General features: G+C 68.8%; 14 protein-coding genes. 7 read left to right on the top strand and 7 right to left on the bottom strand.

Translation table 11 applies throughout. The features are described from left to right. Positions 1-11 precede the first annotated feature (11 nt). The 7 genes from LOZ83_RS20740 to LOZ83_RS20710 all read right to left on the bottom strand — a co-directional run bounded on the left by LOZ83_RS20740 (position 12) and on the right by LOZ83_RS20710 (position 8,763). Positions 12-1,505, bottom strand: a complete 1,494-nt coding sequence (locus LOZ83_RS20740; protein WP_236792542.1) for a CYTH and CHAD domain-containing protein — start codon at positions 1,503-1,505, stop codon at positions 12-14. 40 nt (positions 1,506-1,545) lie between these two features. Further along, complete coding sequence (locus LOZ83_RS20735; protein WP_236792540.1) at positions 1,546-2,541, bottom strand: ABC transporter ATP-binding protein; 996 nt, start codon at positions 2,539-2,541, stop codon at positions 1,546-1,548. 29 nt (positions 2,542-2,570) lie between these two features. Continuing rightward, the gene (locus LOZ83_RS20730) at positions 2,571-3,575 is read right to left on the bottom strand and encodes an ABC transporter ATP-binding protein (protein ID WP_236792536.1); all 1,005 of its coding nucleotides are present in this window, start codon (positions 3,573-3,575) and stop codon (positions 2,571-2,573) included. Then, positions 3,572-4,585: an ABC transporter permease gene (locus LOZ83_RS20725; protein ID WP_236792535.1), complete on the bottom strand. Its 1,014-nt coding sequence runs from the start codon at positions 4,583-4,585 to the stop codon at positions 3,572-3,574. Before LOZ83_RS20725 ends, LOZ83_RS20730 begins: the two co-directional genes overlap by 4 nt. A 53-nt stretch (positions 4,586-4,638) precedes the next feature. Continuing rightward, positions 4,639-6,387, bottom strand: a complete 1,749-nt coding sequence (locus tag LOZ83_RS20720; protein ID WP_236792533.1) for an ABC transporter substrate-binding protein — start codon at positions 6,385-6,387, stop codon at positions 4,639-4,641. Positions 6,388-6,440: 53 nt separating this feature from the next. Then, positions 6,441-7,436, bottom strand: a complete 996-nt coding sequence (locus LOZ83_RS20715) for an ABC transporter permease (RefSeq protein WP_236792531.1) — start codon at positions 7,434-7,436, stop codon at positions 6,441-6,443. 271 nt (positions 7,437-7,707) lie between these two features. Continuing rightward, positions 7,708-8,763, bottom strand: coding sequence for a LacI family DNA-binding transcriptional regulator (locus tag LOZ83_RS20710; protein WP_236792529.1), 1,056 nt, complete (start codon positions 8,761-8,763; stop codon positions 7,708-7,710). Positions 8,764-8,934: 171 nt separating this feature from the next. Here LOZ83_RS20710 and LOZ83_RS20705 point away from each other — a divergent pair, with 171 nt between their 5' ends. Genes LOZ83_RS20705 through LOZ83_RS20675 form a run of 7 tightly spaced genes read left to right on the top strand, consistent with a single transcriptional unit; the run spans position 8,935 to position 17,121 of the window. Continuing rightward, the gene (locus LOZ83_RS20705; RefSeq protein WP_236792527.1) at positions 8,935-10,446 is read left to right on the top strand and encodes a sugar ABC transporter ATP-binding protein; all 1,512 of its coding nucleotides are present in this window, start codon (positions 8,935-8,937) and stop codon (positions 10,444-10,446) included. Next, positions 10,443-11,486: an ABC transporter permease gene (locus tag LOZ83_RS20700; RefSeq protein WP_374202680.1), complete on the top strand. Its 1,044-nt coding sequence runs from the start codon at positions 10,443-10,445 to the stop codon at positions 11,484-11,486. Before LOZ83_RS20705 ends, LOZ83_RS20700 begins: the two co-directional genes overlap by 4 nt. Beyond that, positions 11,479-12,471: an ABC transporter permease gene (locus LOZ83_RS20695; protein WP_236792526.1), complete on the top strand. Its 993-nt coding sequence runs from the start codon at positions 11,479-11,481 to the stop codon at positions 12,469-12,471. Before LOZ83_RS20700 ends, LOZ83_RS20695 begins: the two co-directional genes overlap by 8 nt. 12 nt (positions 12,472-12,483) lie before the next feature. Beyond that, the gene (gene rhaS, locus LOZ83_RS20690; RefSeq protein ID WP_236792523.1) at positions 12,484-13,548 is read left to right on the top strand and encodes a rhamnose ABC transporter substrate-binding protein; all 1,065 of its coding nucleotides are present in this window, start codon (positions 12,484-12,486) and stop codon (positions 13,546-13,548) included. A gap of 35 nt (positions 13,549-13,583) precedes the next feature. Then, positions 13,584-13,913, top strand: coding sequence for an L-rhamnose mutarotase (locus LOZ83_RS20685; RefSeq protein WP_236792521.1), 330 nt, complete (start codon positions 13,584-13,586; stop codon positions 13,911-13,913). Beyond that, positions 13,910-15,085 carry an L-rhamnose isomerase gene (rhaI, locus tag LOZ83_RS20680; protein WP_236792519.1) on the top strand — a complete coding sequence of 392 codons (1,176 nt, stop codon included), beginning with the start codon at positions 13,910-13,912 and terminating at the stop codon, positions 15,083-15,085. The genes LOZ83_RS20685 and rhaI overlap by 4 nt, the downstream gene beginning before the upstream one ends. Before the next feature lie 5 nt (positions 15,086-15,090). After that, positions 15,091-17,121 carry a bifunctional aldolase/short-chain dehydrogenase gene (locus LOZ83_RS20675; protein ID WP_236792517.1) on the top strand — a complete coding sequence of 677 codons (2,031 nt, stop codon included), beginning with the start codon at positions 15,091-15,093 and terminating at the stop codon, positions 17,119-17,121. The last annotated feature ends 2 nt before the right edge of the window (positions 17,122-17,123 follow it).

The following is a 17,123-nucleotide window of genomic DNA, read 5'->3' as shown; positions in this document are numbered from 1 at the left end:
GTGCATCGCTCCTAGCCGAGCCGCTCGAATTCCCGCCACTGCCGCGTGAAGCGCTCGTGCAGCGCCGTCCCATGTGTGGTCGCGCGTTCATGCAAGATGCCGAACACGAACGCGGCCTGCGAACTCACCGTGCCCTGCCGGCGCAGCTGGTACAGCAATGCGCGCACTTCGACGAGATCGTGATAATCCCCGAGCGTGGCTTGGATTCCCTTCGCGGCCTTGCCCCATCGCCGCACCCGCCGGCCGGACGCGGGCGCCACCGCATCGGCCGCGTACCGGGCCTGCTTGGCTTTCTTCCGCGCCTCGTGCAGTCCCGCGTCGATGTCCTCGGCGTCGTCGAGATGCTCGACCGCCTCGGCGAGCCGGCGATGCGCACGCCTGAGCGCGTGCCGCAGTTCCGTTCGCGCAGGCTCGTCGGCGTGTGCGGTGAACGGGGGATCGGCGATCAGGGCCTCCAGCGATCCCAGCAGCGTCGCATAGCGCTGACCGTTGAGGGTGTCGAGGATGGCGGCCCGGGCGTCCGCCGCCGCGCGGTCGAAGTGCCGGTTCAGGGCGAGCCTCGCCGCGGTGACGTCGGCGTCCAGCGTGGACAACTCGTCGGCGAACAGGCCACGCATCACCTCGGTGCTGCGGGCATCGGACAACACCAGCCCCGCCCACCTCAGCTCGTCGGAGATCGCCTTGGTGCGCGAGCGGTCGAGCACCCGCCGGAAGCTGGAGAGCGTGCTGCGCAGCCGCCGCATCGCGACGCGCAGCTTGTGCACCGCGTCGTCCTCGTCGCCGCGCACCGCGAGGTCCTGCCGCCGCACGGCCTCGACCTGCGCCCGCACGTAGGCCATGACCACATCCCCGGCGGTGGACCCGATTTCGGTCTCGTCGGGCAGCACGCCGGCCAGCAGCCGGCGCAGCTTCGACGGCCAGTGCGCAGGCCGGGCACCCGCCCGGGTCAGCGCGTCGCCGAGGACGTCGAGCAGATCCGGGTCGGCGCTGGGTTCGAGCTCGACCTCCAGCTCACGCCAGCCGTCCAGACGCAGCACGCGTCCCGCCATTTCGGCGCTGACGTGGTCGTCCGACAGCACCGCGAGCCGCCCGCCCGCCTGGTTCGTCAGGTCGTAGTTGTAGCGCTCCGTCCGCAGGTGCGCGATCTCGACGAGGTCGCGCCCGCCGGTCTCGGCCTGGACCCGGTCGGCCAGCTCACCCGGAACGGTGCCGTCACCGGCGTCCAGCGGCAGCTGAACCTCGTCACGGACGCCCGAACCCGCCGGCAGTTTCAGATGCCAGCCGGCATCCGCGCCGCCTGTGCGTCTGCGCAGGGTGATGCCGTGTCGCAGCAGGCGGTGATCGTCGGTGTCGAAATAGGCGGCGTCCAGCACCACCCGTTCCGGCCCGCGCTGCGCGGCCACCGGACCGGTGTCGTCCAGCCCGGGCACCGGCCGGCCGGAATCAAGATCGAACTTCCGCTCTCGCTCTCGCACCATCAGCGGTGCCACTCGGTCGTCGCTCATCCGCACCGGGTGCCCCACTCGGCCCGGACGGAAACGGTCCTCAGGCCACCGGCGGGTTCTCCGGGAAATGACAGGCCACCTCGGACCCGCCCGGCAGCGCTGCCAGCGGCGGTTCCTGGACCCGGCAGATGTCCTGCGCCTTCCAGCATCGCGTGCTGAACCGGCAGCCCGGCGGCGGTGACAGCGGGCTCGGGGTCTCGCCGGTGAGCCGGATGCGGTCGCGTTTCGCGCGGCGTTTCGGATCGGGCCGGGGGACAGCCGAAAGCAGTGCGACCGTGTAGGGGTGGTGCGGGTTCGCGTATAACCGGTCCGCGTCCGCCAGCTCGACGATCTTGCCGAGGTACATCACCGCGACCCGGTCGGACACGTGCCGCACCACGGACAGGTCGTGCGCGATCATCACGTAGGTCAGGCCCAGCTCGTGCCGCAGGTCCTCCAGCAGGTTGATCACCTGCGCCTGGATGGACACGTCGAGCGCGGACACCGGTTCGTCCGCGACGATCAGCTTGGGGCGCAGCGCGAGCGTCCGTGCGATGCCGATGCGCTGCCGCTGCCCGCCGGAAAACTCGTGCGGGTACCGGTTGTAGTGTTCCGGGTTCAGGCCGACGAGTTCCAGCAGCTCCTGCACGGCCCGCTTGACGCCCTGCTCGGTGGGCATCTTCTGCAGTTTGAACGCCGCCCCGATGATCGCGCCGACGGTGTGCCGCGGGTTGAGCGAGGAGTACGGGTCCTGGAACACCATCTGCACGTCACGCCGCAGCGGCCGCATCCGCGCCGCCGACAGATGCGTGATGTCGTTGCCCTCCAACAGGATCTGCCCGGCGGTGGGCTCCAGCAGCCGGGTCAGCAGCCGGCCGGTGGTGGTCTTGCCGCAGCCGGACTCGCCGACGAGCGACAGGGTCTCTCCTTTGTGGACGGTGAAGTCCAGGCCGTCCACGGCCCGCACGGCACCGACCGTGCGCTGCAGCAGCCCGCGGCGGACCGGGAAGTGCTTCCGCAGCCCGGAAACCTCGAGCATGGTGGTCGGGTCGGTCATCGCGGTGCTCGCAGTCTCACGTAGTTCGGTCACAGGTTCGGCCTGACCTCGGTCTCCCACAGCTCCCGCCGGGTGTCCGCGGGCAGGTGACAGGCGACCCGGTGCCCGTCCCCGGTCAGCTCCGGCACGATGCTCTGGCTCGCGCCACCGGTGCGGTCGGCGAACGCGCAGCGCGGATGGAACGGGCAGCCGGGCGGCGGGTTGATCAGGCTCGGGGGAGTGCCGGGGATCGGCCGCAGCCGGTCGGCGCGGTCGCGGTCCAGCCGCGGCATCGACCCGAGCAGGCCCCAGGTGTAGGGATGCCGTGGCTGGTCGAACAGTTCGGCCGCCGGACCGTACTCGGCGACCCGGCCCGCGTACATCACCAGGATGTCGTCGGCCAGTTCGGCGACCACGCCGAGATCGTGCGTGATGATGACGACCGCGGAGTGGAACTCCTCCTGCAGATCCCTGATCAGGTCCAGGATCTGCGCCTGCACGGTCACGTCGAGCGCGGTGGTCGGCTCGTCCGCGATCAGCAGCTCGGGGTCGCACGAGAGCGCCATCGCGATCATCGCCCGCTGCCGCATCCCGCCGGAGAACTGGTGCGGGTAATCGTCCACACGCGACCGTGGCTGCGGGATGCCCACCCTGGCGAGCAGATCGATCGCGTGCTTGCGCGCCACCTGCTTGGTGACCTTGTTGTGCAGCCGGTACGCCTCCACGATCTGCTGCCCGATCGTGTAGTACGGGTGCAGCGACGACAGCGGGTCCTGGAAGATCATCGCCATCCGCTTGCCGCGCAGCCGCCGCACCTCCTCGGCGCTCGCGCCGACCAGCTCCTGCCCGCCGAGCCGGATCTCGCCGGACACCTCGGCCCCCTTGTGCAGCCCCATGATCGCGAGGCTGGTGACACTCTTGCCCGACCCGGACTCGCCGACGATGCCGAGCGTCCGCCCCCGTTCGAGGGAGAACGACAGCCCGTCCACGGACTTCACCAGCCCGTCCGCGGTGGGGAAGTGCACCCGCAGGTCCTTCAGTTCCAGGAAGCTCATGAGTACCGCACCCTCGGGTCCACGACGGCGTACCCGATGTCGACCACCAGGTTCGCCAGCACGATGAAGAAACCGGCCAGCATGGTGACGCCCAGGATCTCCGGCAGGTCGTTGTTCTGGATCGCCAGGATCGCGAAATGTCCCAGCCCCGGTAACGAGAAAGCGGTTTCCGTGAGGACAGCGCCGCCGAGCAGAAGGCCGAGGTCGAGACCGAAGATCGTCAGGATCGGGGTCAGGGTGGCGCGCAGGCCGTGCTTGACCACGACCGTCCGCTCCGGCAGCCCCTTCGCCCGCGCGGTGCGGATGAAGTCCTCACCGAGGGTTTCGAGCATGCCGGCGCGGGTCAGCCGCGCGTAGAGCGCCGCGTACAGGAAAGCGAGCGTCACCCACGGCAGCACGAGCGCCCAGAACCAGCGGCCCGGGTTGTCCGCGAACGCGATGTAGGTGCCGGCGTCCGGGAAGATCGGGATGGTGTCACGGAAGAGCGCGAGGCAGATCAGCGCGGTGAAGAACACCGGCAGCGAAACCCCGGCGAGCGCCGTGGTCATCGCGGCCCGGTCGAACCAGGAACCACGGCGCAGCGCGGAAAGCACGCCGACGCCGACCCCGGTGACGACCCAGAGGATCGCCGCGCCGATCGCGAGCGACACGGTCACCGGCAGCACGTCGAGCATCTGCGGCCACACCGGCAGCTGGCTCTTGAACGAGTAGCCGAAGCACGGTGCGGAGCAGTGCACGATCTGCGTGCCGGTGTCGTAGTCCTCACCGGCGACGACGCCCTTCACGAAATGCCAGTACTGCTCGTACAGCGGCTGGTCGAGCCCGAGGCGCGCCTCGATCTCGTGCAGGACCTGGATATTGGGACTCTTGCCGACGAAGTTGGCGGCCAGCTGGTCGGTGGTCTGCCCGGCGAGGCGCGGCACCACGAAGAAGATGCCGAACGTCACGATGCTCACCACGAGCAGCAGAATCACGGCCGAGATCAGCCGGCGGAGGCTGAACGTGATCACACTGGACGGCGGCGGTGGCCGGCGGGGTCACCGCCGGCCACCGGTGCCTTCACCTACTTCTTGCCGATCTGGGTGTAGTCGTACATTCCGTAGGCCTCCGTGACGAACACGTTCGTCAGGCTCGGGTTCCGGTACAGCAACGACTTGGCGTACAGCTCCGGCAGGATCACGGCCTGGTCCATCATGATCTTGTCGATCTGGCCGTAGATCCCGTTGCGGGTACCGGCGTCCGGCGCCGCGGCCGCCTGGTCCAGCAGCTGGTTCACCTGCGGGTCGTTGAGCATCTCCATGTTCGAGTTGCCCGCCGAGCGGATCGCGCGGCCGTCGGAGATCTGGGACAGGAAGCCGAAACCCTCCGGCCAGTCCGCGGCCCACCCGTAGGTGTTCATGCCGATGTTGTGGTCCTTCATGAACTGCGGCGAGCCCGCGAAGCTGGTGCCGTAGTCGCCGGTCGGGTACTGCAGGATGTCCGTCTTGACGTTGATCTTCTGCAGTGACTGCTGCAGCGCCTGCGCGGTCTGGACCTCCTTCGGGCGGTCGCCGCGGACGGCGATGTTGAAGGAGAACCCGTCCGGCTTGCCGCACTTGGTCAGCTCGTCCTTCGCCTTCGCGAGGTCGCCCGTGGGCTGTGTGGTGGCCTCGTAGTCGTCGAACTTCTGGTAGCCGACCACGCTCGGCGGGAGCACCGTGCTGGCGATGTCGCCACCGGCTTCCGCGCCACCGTAGGCGTTCTGGAACAGCGTCTTGTCCGCCGCGTACTCGATCGCCTTGCGACAGTCGACGTTGTCGATCACCTGTGTGTTGATGGGGAAGTACCACAGGAAACCGGACAGCGCGGCATCCGCGTTCTTCTTCTGCGTCGCGTTGTTCAGCACCTTCGCCCGCGCCGCGGTCTGCAGCCCGGTGCCGTAGGCGTCGAGGTCCATCGAGCCGCCCAGCAGCCGGTTGTCCAGGTCGTCGCCGGAGATGTTGTAGGTCAGGTTGATCTGGTCGGCGTACTGCTTCACGGTCGGGGTGTCCGACTGCTTCCAGTTCGGGTTCTTCACCAGCGTGACGCCGGTGTTCGGGTTGAACGAGCCCGGCTTGATCATGTACGGGCCCGAGGCGACCGGCTCGGACTGGTAGTTGGCGCCGGTGTCCTTGCTCTGCGGCACGGGCGCGGTCTGCGGGCTGGTCACCAGGTAGTCGAAGTCCGCGAACGGCTGCGCCAGGTGGAACACGATCGTCGTGTCGTCCGGGGTCTCGATCGACGACAGCCCGCCCGGTGACTTGTCCTTGTACGGGCCCTGGTACTTCGCCGGGTCCGCGAGGTATTGCTGGAAGTAGCTCGGGCCGTTGGGCAGCACGTCCTTCGCGAAGTTGCCGCGCTCGACGGCGTACTTGATCTGCGCGGTCGTGATCGGCTCGCCGTCGGACAGCGTCATCCCGGACTTGATGTGATAGGTCCAGGTCAGCCCGTTGTCGCTGACCTGGCCGAGGCCGGTGGCCAGGTCCGGGACGAGCTTGAGCCCGTCGGCGCCCGGCACGGGGTTGTAGGTGAGCAGCGGGCTCGCATACAGCCGCGAGAAGTTCCACATGAAGGCGTAGTAGGTGTTGCCGGGGTCGAGCGAGTCCGGCGTGTTGGTCATGCCGTAGTTCAGCGTGCCGCCGGTCGCCTCGGAGGCGTTGACCACCGAGGTGTTGCCCGCGCTGTAGGCCGCGCTACCGGCGCTGCCGCCGCTCGTTCCGCCGCCACCGCAGGCCGAGACCAGGCTCAGCCCCGTCATGGCCAGTGCCATGCCGATCAGATTCCGCCGTTTCATCGCGGTACCACGCTCCTCGTACTCAGGTGGGGAAGGGAGAAACTCAGAAAGCGCTATCTCGCCCGCGGGTCGAGCGCGTCGCGCAAACCGTCGCCGAGCAGGTTGAAGGCCATCACGGTGATGAAGATGGCGATGCCCGGCACCAGCACGTACTCCGGATCGGCCGAGTACGAACCGTTGTTGACCGCGTCCGAGAGCATCCCGCCCCAGCTGGGGGTCGGCGGGTGCAGGCCGACGCCGAGGAAGGACAGCGCGGCCTCGAACAGGATGTTGGTCGGGATCAGCAGCGTGGTATAGACCAGAATCGGGGCGAACAGGTTCGGCAGCAGTTCGCGGCGCAGGATGTAACCGCCGCGCGCGCCGAGACTGCGGGCCGCCTCGACGAACTCGCGCTCCCGCAAGGAAAGCGTCTGCCCGCGCACGATACGGCCGATGTAGGGCCAGTTGAAGAAGCCGATCACGAAGATCAGCACGGCCACGTGCAGGGCGTTCCCGGACAGCCCGAACGCGGACTGCTGGACGACACCGGACAGCGCGATCGCGAACAGCAGCAACGGGAACGCGAGGAACACGTTCATCAGCCAGCTGATCAGGGTGTCCACCCAGCCGCCGGCGAACCCGGCGACGAGCCCGAGCGCGACCCCGATCACGACAGACAGCAGCGTCGAGCCGGCGGCGATGAGCAGCGAAAACTGGGAACCCACCAGGATTCTCGCCAGCAGGTCGCGCCCGTTCGACGGATCGACGCCGAGCGGATGCGCCCAGCTGATCCCGCCGAAGGCGCCGGTCGGACGGCCGTACGTCGCGTCGATCAGGTCGGGGTGATACGTGTTCGGCTGCAGCACACCGGTCGCGTCGAGCACGAGCGAGGCGAGCGCGCCGAGAATCAGCACCACGACCACGATGGCGCCGGCCATCGCCCATCTGTCCCGTTTCAGCCGGAGCCATGCGATTTGACCCAGGGAACGCCCCTCGATCGCTTTGCCCATTCCGGTGACGACGGATTCGGGCTGCGCTTCGGTCGAGGACATGTCCAGCGGAGCTGCCATCCGCTTCGACTCCTTTCGCCGGTGTGACACGGGTTCGTCCGTCCGGCTGAACGACGGGCGAATCCCGGACAGCCTCTGCTCCAGGAGTGGTCAAGACCAGATGGCGTGATGGTTCGAAGCGCAATTGTGACCGCCGCCGGCCATCAGGACCGAATAACCTGCCCGATCGAACAATTCCATGTCCGCGAAATCGAGCAAACAGGACTAAACCACTTGTTTCCGCAGTTTGTCGGTTGTGTTTCGAACGGTTCCGGTTGCCGGGTTGGTGACTTCAGGACGCCGAGCGGGTCGACGCGCGCACCACCAGCTCCGGGGTGAACATCACCTGCTGGTGCTCGTGCGCGGGATCGGTCGCCTCCTGCAGCAGCAGTTCCGCGGCCGTTCGGCCGAGCGCGCGGCGCGGCTGGCGGACCGAGGTGAGCGGCACGGCGGCCGCCGCGGCGAAGTCGATGTCGTCGTAGCCGACGATCGCCAGATCGTCCGGGACACGCAGGTGCAGGCTCACGCACGTTTGCAGCAGCCCGAGCGCGATCAGGTCGTTGACGCAGAACGCCGCGGTCGGGCGCGTCGATGCGGGCAGGCCCGCCAGGCGCTCGCCGGCGTTGCGGCCGTCCGCCACGGTCAGGGCCGCGGTGGTCAGGTCGACGAGGTGGTCCGGCGACAGCCCCGCCTCTTGCAGCGCGAGTAGCGCCCCTTCGCGCCGGTCACGCACCTGGCCGAGCGTCACCGGGCTGCCGATGAACGCGATGCGCTCGTGCCCCATCTCGAGCAGGTGCTGCACCGCGATCCGCCCGCCGTGGACGTCGTCCACCGCGACCGAGCAGTGCGTGGCGGCGTCGCGGGTGCGGTCGACGATCACCACCGGCGTTCCGCGCAGCGCCGTTTCGTCCAAAGTGGACGCGTCGGGATCGACGGGGGTGACGAGGATTCCCTGCACGCGCTGCTGTTCGAGGCGGTTCAGGTAAGCGCTTTCGCGCTCCGGCCGGTTGTCGCTGTTGCACAGGAACAGCGACAGGTCGCTCTCGTCGGCCGCGTCCTCCATCCCGGCCGCGACATCGGTGAAGAACGGGTTGCGGCCGTCGAGCATGACGTATCCGATCACCCGGCTCCGCCCGGCGCGCAGCTGCCGGGCCGACTCGTTGCGCACGAACTTCAGCTCGGCCATGGCGGCTTCGACCTTCGCCCGGGTGCGCGGGCTGACCCGGTCCGGCCGGTTGAGTACGTTCGACACCGTGCCGAGCGAGACGCCGGCGGCCGCCGCGACATCTTTGACACCCGGCGCGCGGACCTCGGCCGGCGCAGCCTCGTGGGAATCCGGGACCGCCATGGGGTTGCCTCCGTTGAAACGTAACACTGCGTGGACGATTGTCGCACCCAGCGACTGCTGACCCGCGAACCCCTTCTGGCCTTGGTGCTTTTCGGTTCATTGACAGTGTGATCCCATGCATAGTAGCGTCACCGCGCCAGGTTTGTGAAACCTTTCAATTCGGAGGTCGCAATGACGCGGCACGACGAGGGCTCGGTGCCGTTGCTGGAGGTCCGCGGGGTCACGAAATCGTTCGGCGCGGTGGCCGCCGTGGCCGGGGTGTCGTTCCCGCTGTATGCCGGCGAGGCACACGCCCTGGTGGGGGAGAACGGCGCGGGCAAGTCGACCATCGTCAAGATGCTGGCCGGTGTGCACCGCCCGGACAGCGGAACGCTGCTGGTGGACGGCGAACCGGTCGAGTTCGCCACGCCGGCGGACGCGAAGGCGGCCGGGATCGCGGTGATCTACCAGGAACCCACGCTGTTCCCGGATCTGTCGGTCGCCGAAAACATCGTGATGGGCCGGCATCCGCGCGGCCGCCTCGGCATGATCGACCGGGCGGCGATCCGGGCCGAGGCCGAGCAGCTGTTCGCCCGGCTGGGCGTGCGGATCGACCCGTCGCGCCCCGCCCGCGGGCTCTCGATCGCCGACCAGCAGATCGTCGAGATCGCGAAAGCGCTTTCCGCGGACGCGCGGGTGCTGATCATGGACGAGCCCACCGCCGCGCTGAGCCTCGTCGAGGTCGAGCGGCTGTTCTCGGTCGCGCGGACGCTGCGCGACGCGGGCGCGGCGATCATGTTCATCTCCCACCGCTTCGAGGAGATCACCCAGCTCTGCCAGCGCGTCACGATCATGCGCGACGGCCGGCACGTGTCCACCGACCCGATGGCCGGCCTCACCGTGGACGAGATGGTGCGCCGCATGGTCGGCCGCGAGCTCGGCACGCTCTTTCCCAAGCAGGACGTCGAACCGGGCGCGGTCGTGCTCGAGGTGGCTGGTCTCACCCGCGAAGGCGCCTTCCGCGATATCTCGTTTTCCGTGCGGGCAGGGGAGATCGTCGCGTTCGCGGGGCTCGTCGGCGCCGGCCGCTCCGAGGTCGTGCAGGCGGTGTTCGGCGTCGACCAGCGGGACGCGGGCACCGTGAAGCTCAACGGGAAACGCCTCAAACCGGGCGCGCCGCGGGCCTCGATGGCCGCCGGTATGGCGCTCGTCCCGGAGGACCGCCGCCAGGAGGGCCTGGTGATGGACCTGTCGATCGAGCGGAACGTGACGCTGCCGCGCTCGCGCGCCCTGGCGAAGCTCGGTTTCCTGTTCGGGCCGGGGGAACGGCGCGAGGCGCGGCGGTGGACCGAGCGGTTGCACACCAGGTACCGCCGCCTCGGCGACCCGGTCGCCACGCTCTCGGGCGGCAACCAGCAGAAGGTCGTGCTCGCGAAATGGCTCGCCATGGCGCCGAAAGTGCTGATCGTGGACGAGCCGACACGCGGGATCGACGTCGGCACCAAGGCCGAGGTGCACCGGCTGATGTCCTCGCTCGCGGCCGAAGGTGTCGCGGTCGTGATGGTGTCGTCCGAACTGCCGGAGGTCCTCGGCATGGCCGACCGCGTGCTGGTGATGCGTGAAGGCCGGATCGTCGCGGAGATCCCGCGCGCCGGCGCGACCGAAGACTCCGTGATGTTCGCGGCGATGGGACAGGCGGCGTGAACGCGACGAAGGTGGCGACGCCCGCGCCCCGCAAGGCGACGGCTCCGGGAGGGCGTTCGGTGTTCGGGACCGTGTTCAAGGCCCGCGAGTCGGGCATCGTGCTCGCGCTCGTCGTGCTGATCGTGTTCACCGCGACGCAGAACTCGCGATTCCTGTCCGGGCAGAGCATTCGCGACATCCTGCTGGGCACCGCGATCCTGGCGGTGCTGGCCGTCGGGCAGGCGGTCGTGATGATCACCCGCAACATCGACCTGTCCGTCGGCTCGGTGCTGGGCCTGTCGGCGTTCACGGTCGGTTCGCTGCTGCGCGACAACCAGGGCCTGCCGGTGATCGTCGCACTGCTCGCGGGGCTCGGCGTGGGCGCGGTGTGCGGGCTGCTCAACGGGGTGCTCGTGCGGTTCGGCCAGGTGCCGGCGCTCGTGGTCACCCTCGGCACGCTCTACGCCTACCGCGGGGTGATCTACTTCTGGGCCGGCGGGCAGCAGATCAACGCGGACAAGCTGCCGGGCTCGTTCCTGTCCTTCGGGCACGACTCGATCGCGGGCGTCCCCTGGCTGGTGCTGATCGCGGTCATCGTCCTGGTGGTGGCCGGGATCGTGCTGCGCAACTACCGCGCGGGCCGCGAACTGTACGCGATGGGCTCGAGCCCGCAGGCCGCGGAACTCGCCGGGATCAAGGTCGGCCGGAACACGATCGCCGCGTTCCTCGTCAGCGGCGGCCTCGCCGGGCTCGCCGGGGTCCTGTTCGCCGCCCGGTTCGGCACGATCGACGCCGCCGCGGGCAACGGGTACGAGCTGAACGTCGTGGCGGCCGCCGTGGTCGGCGGGGTCGCGGTGTTCGGCGGCAGCGGCACCGTATGGGGCGCCGGGCTCGGCGCGCTCCTGCTGACCGTGATCGGCAGCGCGCTGGCGGTGCTCGACATCAACCAGTTCTGGCAGCAGGCGATCGTCGGCGCGCTGATCCTGCTCGCCATCGGCGCCGACCGGCTCGTCGCGGTCCGCGTCCAGAGGGCACTGAAGAAGAGGGATTCCCATGTCTGACAAAGGGATTCGCCCCGCGTGGCTGTCGCGGCTGGCGAGCTGGGACGCCGCCGTCATCGTGATCACGGTGCTGGTGCTGGTGATCGCGTCGGGCACCGTGGAGAACTTCGGCACCAGCCGGAACTTCACCTTCCTGCTGCTGGATCTGCTGCCGATCGCGCTGGTGGCGCTGCCGATGACGTTCGTGATCGTCACCGGCGAGATCGACCTCTCGGTCGCGAGCACGCTCGGCCTCACCTCGGCCGTGATGGGCGACCTGTGGGACAAGGGCATGACGATCGAGTCGATCATGCCGCTGTGTGTCGTGCTGGGCGCGGTGCTCGGCGCGCTGAACGGTTTCTTCGTGACAGTCCTGAAACTGCCCTCGCTCGCGGTCACGATCGGCACGCTGGCGCTCTACCGGGGGCTCGCGTTCGTCGTGCTCGGCGACAACGCGGTCGCCGATTTCCCGCGTGACTACACGACCTGGGTCACCGGCACGATCGGCGGCGGCCCGATCCCGAACCTGCTGATCCCACTGATGATCCTGGCGGTGATCTTCGGCGTGGTGCTGCACGCGACCCCGATCGGACGCGCGGTCTTCGCCGCCGGGGCGAGCGACCAGGCGGCCCGGTTCGCGGGGATCCGGGTGGGGCGCTTGAAGTTCTGGCTGTACGTGGTCAGCGGCGCGGTCGCGGGCCTGGCCGGTGTGCTGTGGACACTGCGCTATTCCAGTGCCCGCGCCGACAACGGGTTCGGGCTGGAGCTCGCCGTGGTGGCCGCCGTGCTGCTGGGCGGGGTGTCCATCTTCGGCGGCAAGGGCACGCTGCCCGGTGTGCTCGCGGGGGTCGTGCTGCTGGGCACCCTGCAGAACGCGTTGCGCCTGCAGGACGTGTCGAACGAGGCGCTCAACATCGTCACCGGCGTGCTGCTGATCATCTCGGTGCTCCTGCCGAACATCGTCACCCGAACCCGGGCCCGTTTCAGGCGCCGGGCGACCGTATAGAAGGGCGGATCCATGTCCAAACGACTCCTCGCCGGCGCGGTGTCGGCGGCCCTGGTGCTGACGCTGGCCGCGTGCGGTGGCACCACGAAGAACGACGCTTCGAGTTCGGGTGGTGGCGGCCAGTCCACGGCGCAGGCGAACCCGGACGCGCCGACGAAGTCCGGCGTGAAAATGGCGTTCCTGCCGAAGCAGCTGAACAACCCGTACTCGGATATCGAGGTCAGCGGCGGCAAGGCAGCGCTGGACGAGCTGAAGGGCGAGTACAAGCTGGTCGGCCCGAACGACGCCAGCGCCTCGTCGCAGGTCAGCTACATCAACACGCTGATCCAGCAGCAGCAGGACGTGATCGGCATCGCCGCGAACGACCCGAACGCGGTGTGCCCGTCGCTCAACCAGGCGCGCAGTGCCGGGATCAAGGTCGTGGCGTTCGACTCGGACGCGGCGAAGGACTGCCGTGACGTGTTCATCAACCAGGCCAGCACCGAGGGCATCGGGCAGCAGCTGGTGAAGATGGCCAGTGAGCTGGCCGGCGGCTCGGGTGAGATCGCGATCCTGTCGGCGACGCCCAACGCCACCAACCAGAACGCCTGGATCGACGTGATGAAGCAGGAACTGGCCAAGCCGGAGAACGCGGGCCTGAAGCTGGACAAGATCGCCTACGGCAACGACGACGACCAGAAGTCGTTCCAGGAGGCCCAGGGCCTGCTACAGTCGTTCCCGAACCTGAAGGTCATCGTTTCGCCGACCACTGTCGGCATCGCGGCGACGGCCCGTTATGTCAGCTCTTCGAGCTACCAGGGCAAGGTCGCGGTCACCGGTCTGGGCACCCCGAACCAGATGCGCGAGTACGTCAAGGACGGCACGGCGAAGGAGTTCGCGCTCTGGAACCCGGCCGATATCGGCTATCTCGCCGCGTATGCGGGTGTCGCCCTGTCGTCGGGCCAGATCACCGGCACCCAGGGCCAGAAGTTCAAGGCCGGCAAGCTGGGTGACTACACGATCGGCGCGAACGGCGAGATCGTGCTCGGCCCGCCCACCGTGTTCGACGCGAAGAATATCGACCAGTACAACTTCTGACGCGGCTGCCGGCCGGGCTCCACAAAGGACAGATGATGAACAGGTACTGCTTCTGCCTGCAGGTGAAGCCCGGCCGGATCGCGGAGTACACCGAACGGCACCGCACGGTATGGCCGGAAATGCGGGACGCCCTGCGGGAAACCGGATGGCGTAACTACTCGTTGTTCCTGCGCGAAGACGGCCTCCTGATCGGCTACGTCGAGGCCGATGATCTCGAAGCCGCGCAGGCGGCCATGGCGCGGACCGGTGTCAACGCACGCTGGCAGGCGGAGATGGCGGAGTTCTTCACCGGCCTGGACGGACGCGGCCCCGACGAAGGGTTCCTGGTGCTCGAAGAGGTCTTCCACCTCGAAGAAGGAAAGTGATCGTGTTGACCGACTTGACGGCCGTGAAGAAAGCCCTGCGGGCGCAGCGGATCGAGACCCCGTCGTGGGGATATGCCAACTCCGGCACCAGGTTCAAGGTGTTCGGACAGCCGGGTGTGCCGCGCACGCCGGAGGAGAAGATCGCGGACGCGGCGACGGTGCACCGGTTCACCGGCGTGGCGCCGAGCGTCGCCCTGCACATCCCGTGGGACCGCGTCGACGACTTCGGCGCGCTCACCAGACACGCCAGGGACCTCGGGGTCCGGATCGGCGCGATCAACACGAACGTGTTCCAGGACGAGGACTACAAACTCGGCTCGGTCACCAATCCCGACCCCGGCATCCGGCGCAAGGCCACCGACCACCTGCTCGAAGCGATCTCCATCATGGACACCACGGGTTCGCGCGATCTGAAGCTGTGGTTCGCCGACGGGATCAACTATCCCGGCCAGGACGACCTGCGCGACCGCCAGGACCGGATGGCCGAGGCGTTGCGCGAGACCTACGACCGGCTCGGCGAGCACCAGCGGATGCTCCTGGAGTACAAGCTGTTCGAGCCCGCGTTCTACGCCACCGACATCCCGGACTGGGGCACCTCCTACGCGCACTGCCTCGAGCTGGGTCCACAAGCGACGGTGTGCATCGACACCGGCCACCACGCGCCGGGCACGAACATCGAGTTCATCGTCGCGTTCCTGCTGCGCGCCGGGAAGCTCGGCGCCTTCGACTTCAACTCGCGCTTCTACGCCGACGACGACCTGATGGCCGGCGCGGCGGACCCGTTCCAGCTGTTCCGGATCATGTACGAGATCGTCCGCGGTGACGCGCTCGACCCGTCGTACGGCATCAATTTCATGCTCGACCAGTGCCACAACATCGAAAAGAAGATCCCGGCGATCATCCGCTCGGTGATGAACGTGCAGGAGGCCACCGCCAAGGCCCTGCTGGTGGACCGCGACGCCCTGCGCGCGGCCCAGGCCGCCGGTGATGTGCTGGGCGCGAACGCGGTCCTGATGGACGCCTACAACACCGATGTCCGGCCGATCCTGGCCGAGGTCCGCGCCGACGCGGGTCTCGACCCGGACCCGGTCGGGGCCTACCAGCGCAGCGGTTACCAGGAGCGGATCGAGGCAGAGCGGGCCGGTGGCCGGCAGGCCGGATGGGGAGCCTAGAAATCATGACCGTGCCCGAAGAACTCGTCGCCCGCAGCAACACGCTCGGCGCCGATCCGCGCAACACCAACTACGCCGGGGGAAACACCTCCGCCAAGGGGTCCACAGTAGACCCGGTCACCGCGAAGCCCACGGAACTGTTGTGGGTCAAGGGATCCGGCGGTGACCTCGGCACGCTCACCGAGGCCGGCCTCGCCGTGCTACGGCTGGACCGGCTGCGCGCGCTCGTCGACGTGTACCCGGGCGTCGAGCGCGAGGACGAGATGGTCGCCGCGTTCGACTACTGCCTGCACGGCCGCGGCGGCGCGGTCCCGTCCATCGACACCGCCATGCACGGCCTCGTCGACGCCCCGCATGTCGATCACCTGCACCCCGACTCCGGGATCGCGCTCGCGACCGCGGCCGATGGGGCGGCACTGACCAAGGAGTGCTTCGGCGACCGCGTCGCGTGGGTCGACTGGCGTCGTCCCGGGTTCCAGCTGGGCCTGGACATCGCCGCGGTGAAGGACGCCAACCCGCAGGCGATCGGCGTCATCCTCGGCGGCCACGGCATCACCGCGTGGGGTGCCACTTCCGAGGAATGTCAGCGGAATTCGCTCGACATCATCCGCACCGCGGAGCAGTTCCTCGCCGGACGCGGCAAGGCCGAACCGTTCGGCGCCATCGTGCCCGGGTTCGAGGCACTGTCCGAAAAGGATCGCCACACGCGGGCCGCGGCACTCGCGCCGGTCATCCGCGGTCTCGCGTCGACCGACCAGCGCCAGGTCGGGCACTACACGGACAGCGACGTCGTGCTCGACTTCCTCGCCCGTGAGAAGCTCGCGCCGCTGGCGGCGCTCGGCACGTCCTGCCCGGATCACTTCCTGCGCACCAAGGTCCGTCCGCTCGTGCTCGATCTCCCGGCCACCGCCCCGATCGAGGACGCGATCGCGCGGCTGAAGGAGCTGCACGCCGAGTACCGGGAGGAGTACGCCGCCTACTACCAGCGGCACGCGACCCCGGACAGCCCCGCGATGCGCGGCGCCGACCCGGCGATCGTGCTCGTGCCCGGCGTCGGCATGTTCTCCTACGGCAAGGACAAGCAGACCGCGCGCGTCGCGGGCGAGTTCTACGTCAACGCGATCAACGTGATGCGCGGCGCCGAGGCGGTGTCGGCCTACGCGCCGATCCCGGAGAGCGAGAAGTTCCGCATCGAGTACTGGGCGCTGGAAGAGGCGAAGCTCAAGCGGATGCCGAAGCCCAAGCCCCTGGCAGGGCGGATCGCGCTCGTCACCGGCGCCGGGTCGGGCATCGGCAAGGCCATCGCGCAGCGGCTCGCGGCTGAAGGCGCCTGTGTCGCCATCGCCGACCTCAACGCCGACGCGGCCACCGAGGCCGCGGAAGGCATTGGCAGCAAAGACAAAGCCGTCGCGGTGGCCGCCAACGTCACCGACGTCGCGGAAGTGGCCGCCGCGGTGGACGCGACCGTGCTCGCGTTCGGCGGGATCGACCTGGTGGTCAACAACGCGGGCCTGTCGATCTCGAAACCGCTGCTGGAGACCACCGAGAAGGACTGGGACCTGCAGCACGACGTGATGGCCAAGGGCTCGTTCCTGGTCTCGCAGGCCGCGGCCAAGGCGATGATCGCGCAGGGCGTGGGCGGCGACATCGTCTACATCTCCTCGAAGAACTCGGTGTTCGCGGGCCCCAACAACGTCGCGTACGGCGCCGCGAAGGCCGACCAGGCGCACCAGGTCCGGCTGCTCGCCGCCGAGCTGGGCGAGCACGGGATCCGCGTCAACGGCGTCAATCCGGACGGCGTGGTGCGCGGCTCGGGGATCTTCGCCGGGGGCTGGGGCGCTCAGCGCGCCGCTGTCTACGGTGTGCAGGAGGAGGATCTGGGCGCGTTCTACGCGAAGCGCACGATCCTCAAGCGCGAGGTGCTGCCCGAGCACGTCGCCGCCGCCGTGTTCGCGCTCACCGCCGGCGACCTAACCCACACCACCGGCCTGCACGTGCCCGTCGACGCCGGTGTTGCTGCCGCTTTCCTTCGCTGAGG

It is taken from the genome of Amycolatopsis sp. GM8 (assembly GCF_021653975.1).
GTDB lineage: Bacteria > Actinomycetota > Actinomycetes > Mycobacteriales > Pseudonocardiaceae > Amycolatopsis_E.
Note: the sequence above shows the minus strand (reverse complement) of the source record. Positions and strands in the feature narration are given on the sequence as shown.

Bases quoted from the DNA above. Each gene is read 5' to 3' on its own strand.
- LOZ83_RS20740 (WP_236792542.1), bottom strand. From the start codon at position 1,505: ATGAGCGACGACCGAGTGGCACCGCTGATGGTGCGAGAGCGAGAGCGG.
- LOZ83_RS20685 (WP_236792521.1), top strand. From the start codon at position 13,584: ATGAACAGGTACTGCTTCTGCCTGCAGGTGAAGCCCGGCCGGATCGCG.
- LOZ83_RS20730 (WP_236792536.1), bottom strand. From the start codon at position 3,575: ATGAGCTTCCTGGAACTGAAGGACCTGCGGGTGCACTTCCCCACCGCG.
- LOZ83_RS20735 (WP_236792540.1), bottom strand. From the start codon at position 2,541: ATGACCGACCCGACCACCATGCTCGAGGTTTCCGGGCTGCGGAAGCAC.
- LOZ83_RS20675 (WP_236792517.1), top strand. From the start codon at position 15,091: ATGACCGTGCCCGAAGAACTCGTCGCCCGCAGCAACACGCTCGGCGCC.
- LOZ83_RS20715 (WP_236792531.1), bottom strand. From the start codon at position 7,436: ATGGCAGCTCCGCTGGACATGTCCTCGACCGAAGCGCAGCCCGAATCC.
- LOZ83_RS20695 (WP_236792526.1), top strand. From the start codon at position 11,479: ATGTCTGACAAAGGGATTCGCCCCGCGTGGCTGTCGCGGCTGGCGAGC.
- LOZ83_RS20710 (WP_236792529.1), bottom strand. From the start codon at position 8,763: ATGGCGGTCCCGGATTCCCACGAGGCTGCGCCGGCCGAGGTCCGCGCG.
- rhaS (WP_236792523.1), top strand. From the start codon at position 12,484: ATGTCCAAACGACTCCTCGCCGGCGCGGTGTCGGCGGCCCTGGTGCTG.
- LOZ83_RS20720 (WP_236792533.1), bottom strand. From the start codon at position 6,387: ATGAAACGGCGGAATCTGATCGGCATGGCACTGGCCATGACGGGGCTG.
- LOZ83_RS20705 (WP_236792527.1), top strand. From the start codon at position 8,935: ATGACGCGGCACGACGAGGGCTCGGTGCCGTTGCTGGAGGTCCGCGGG.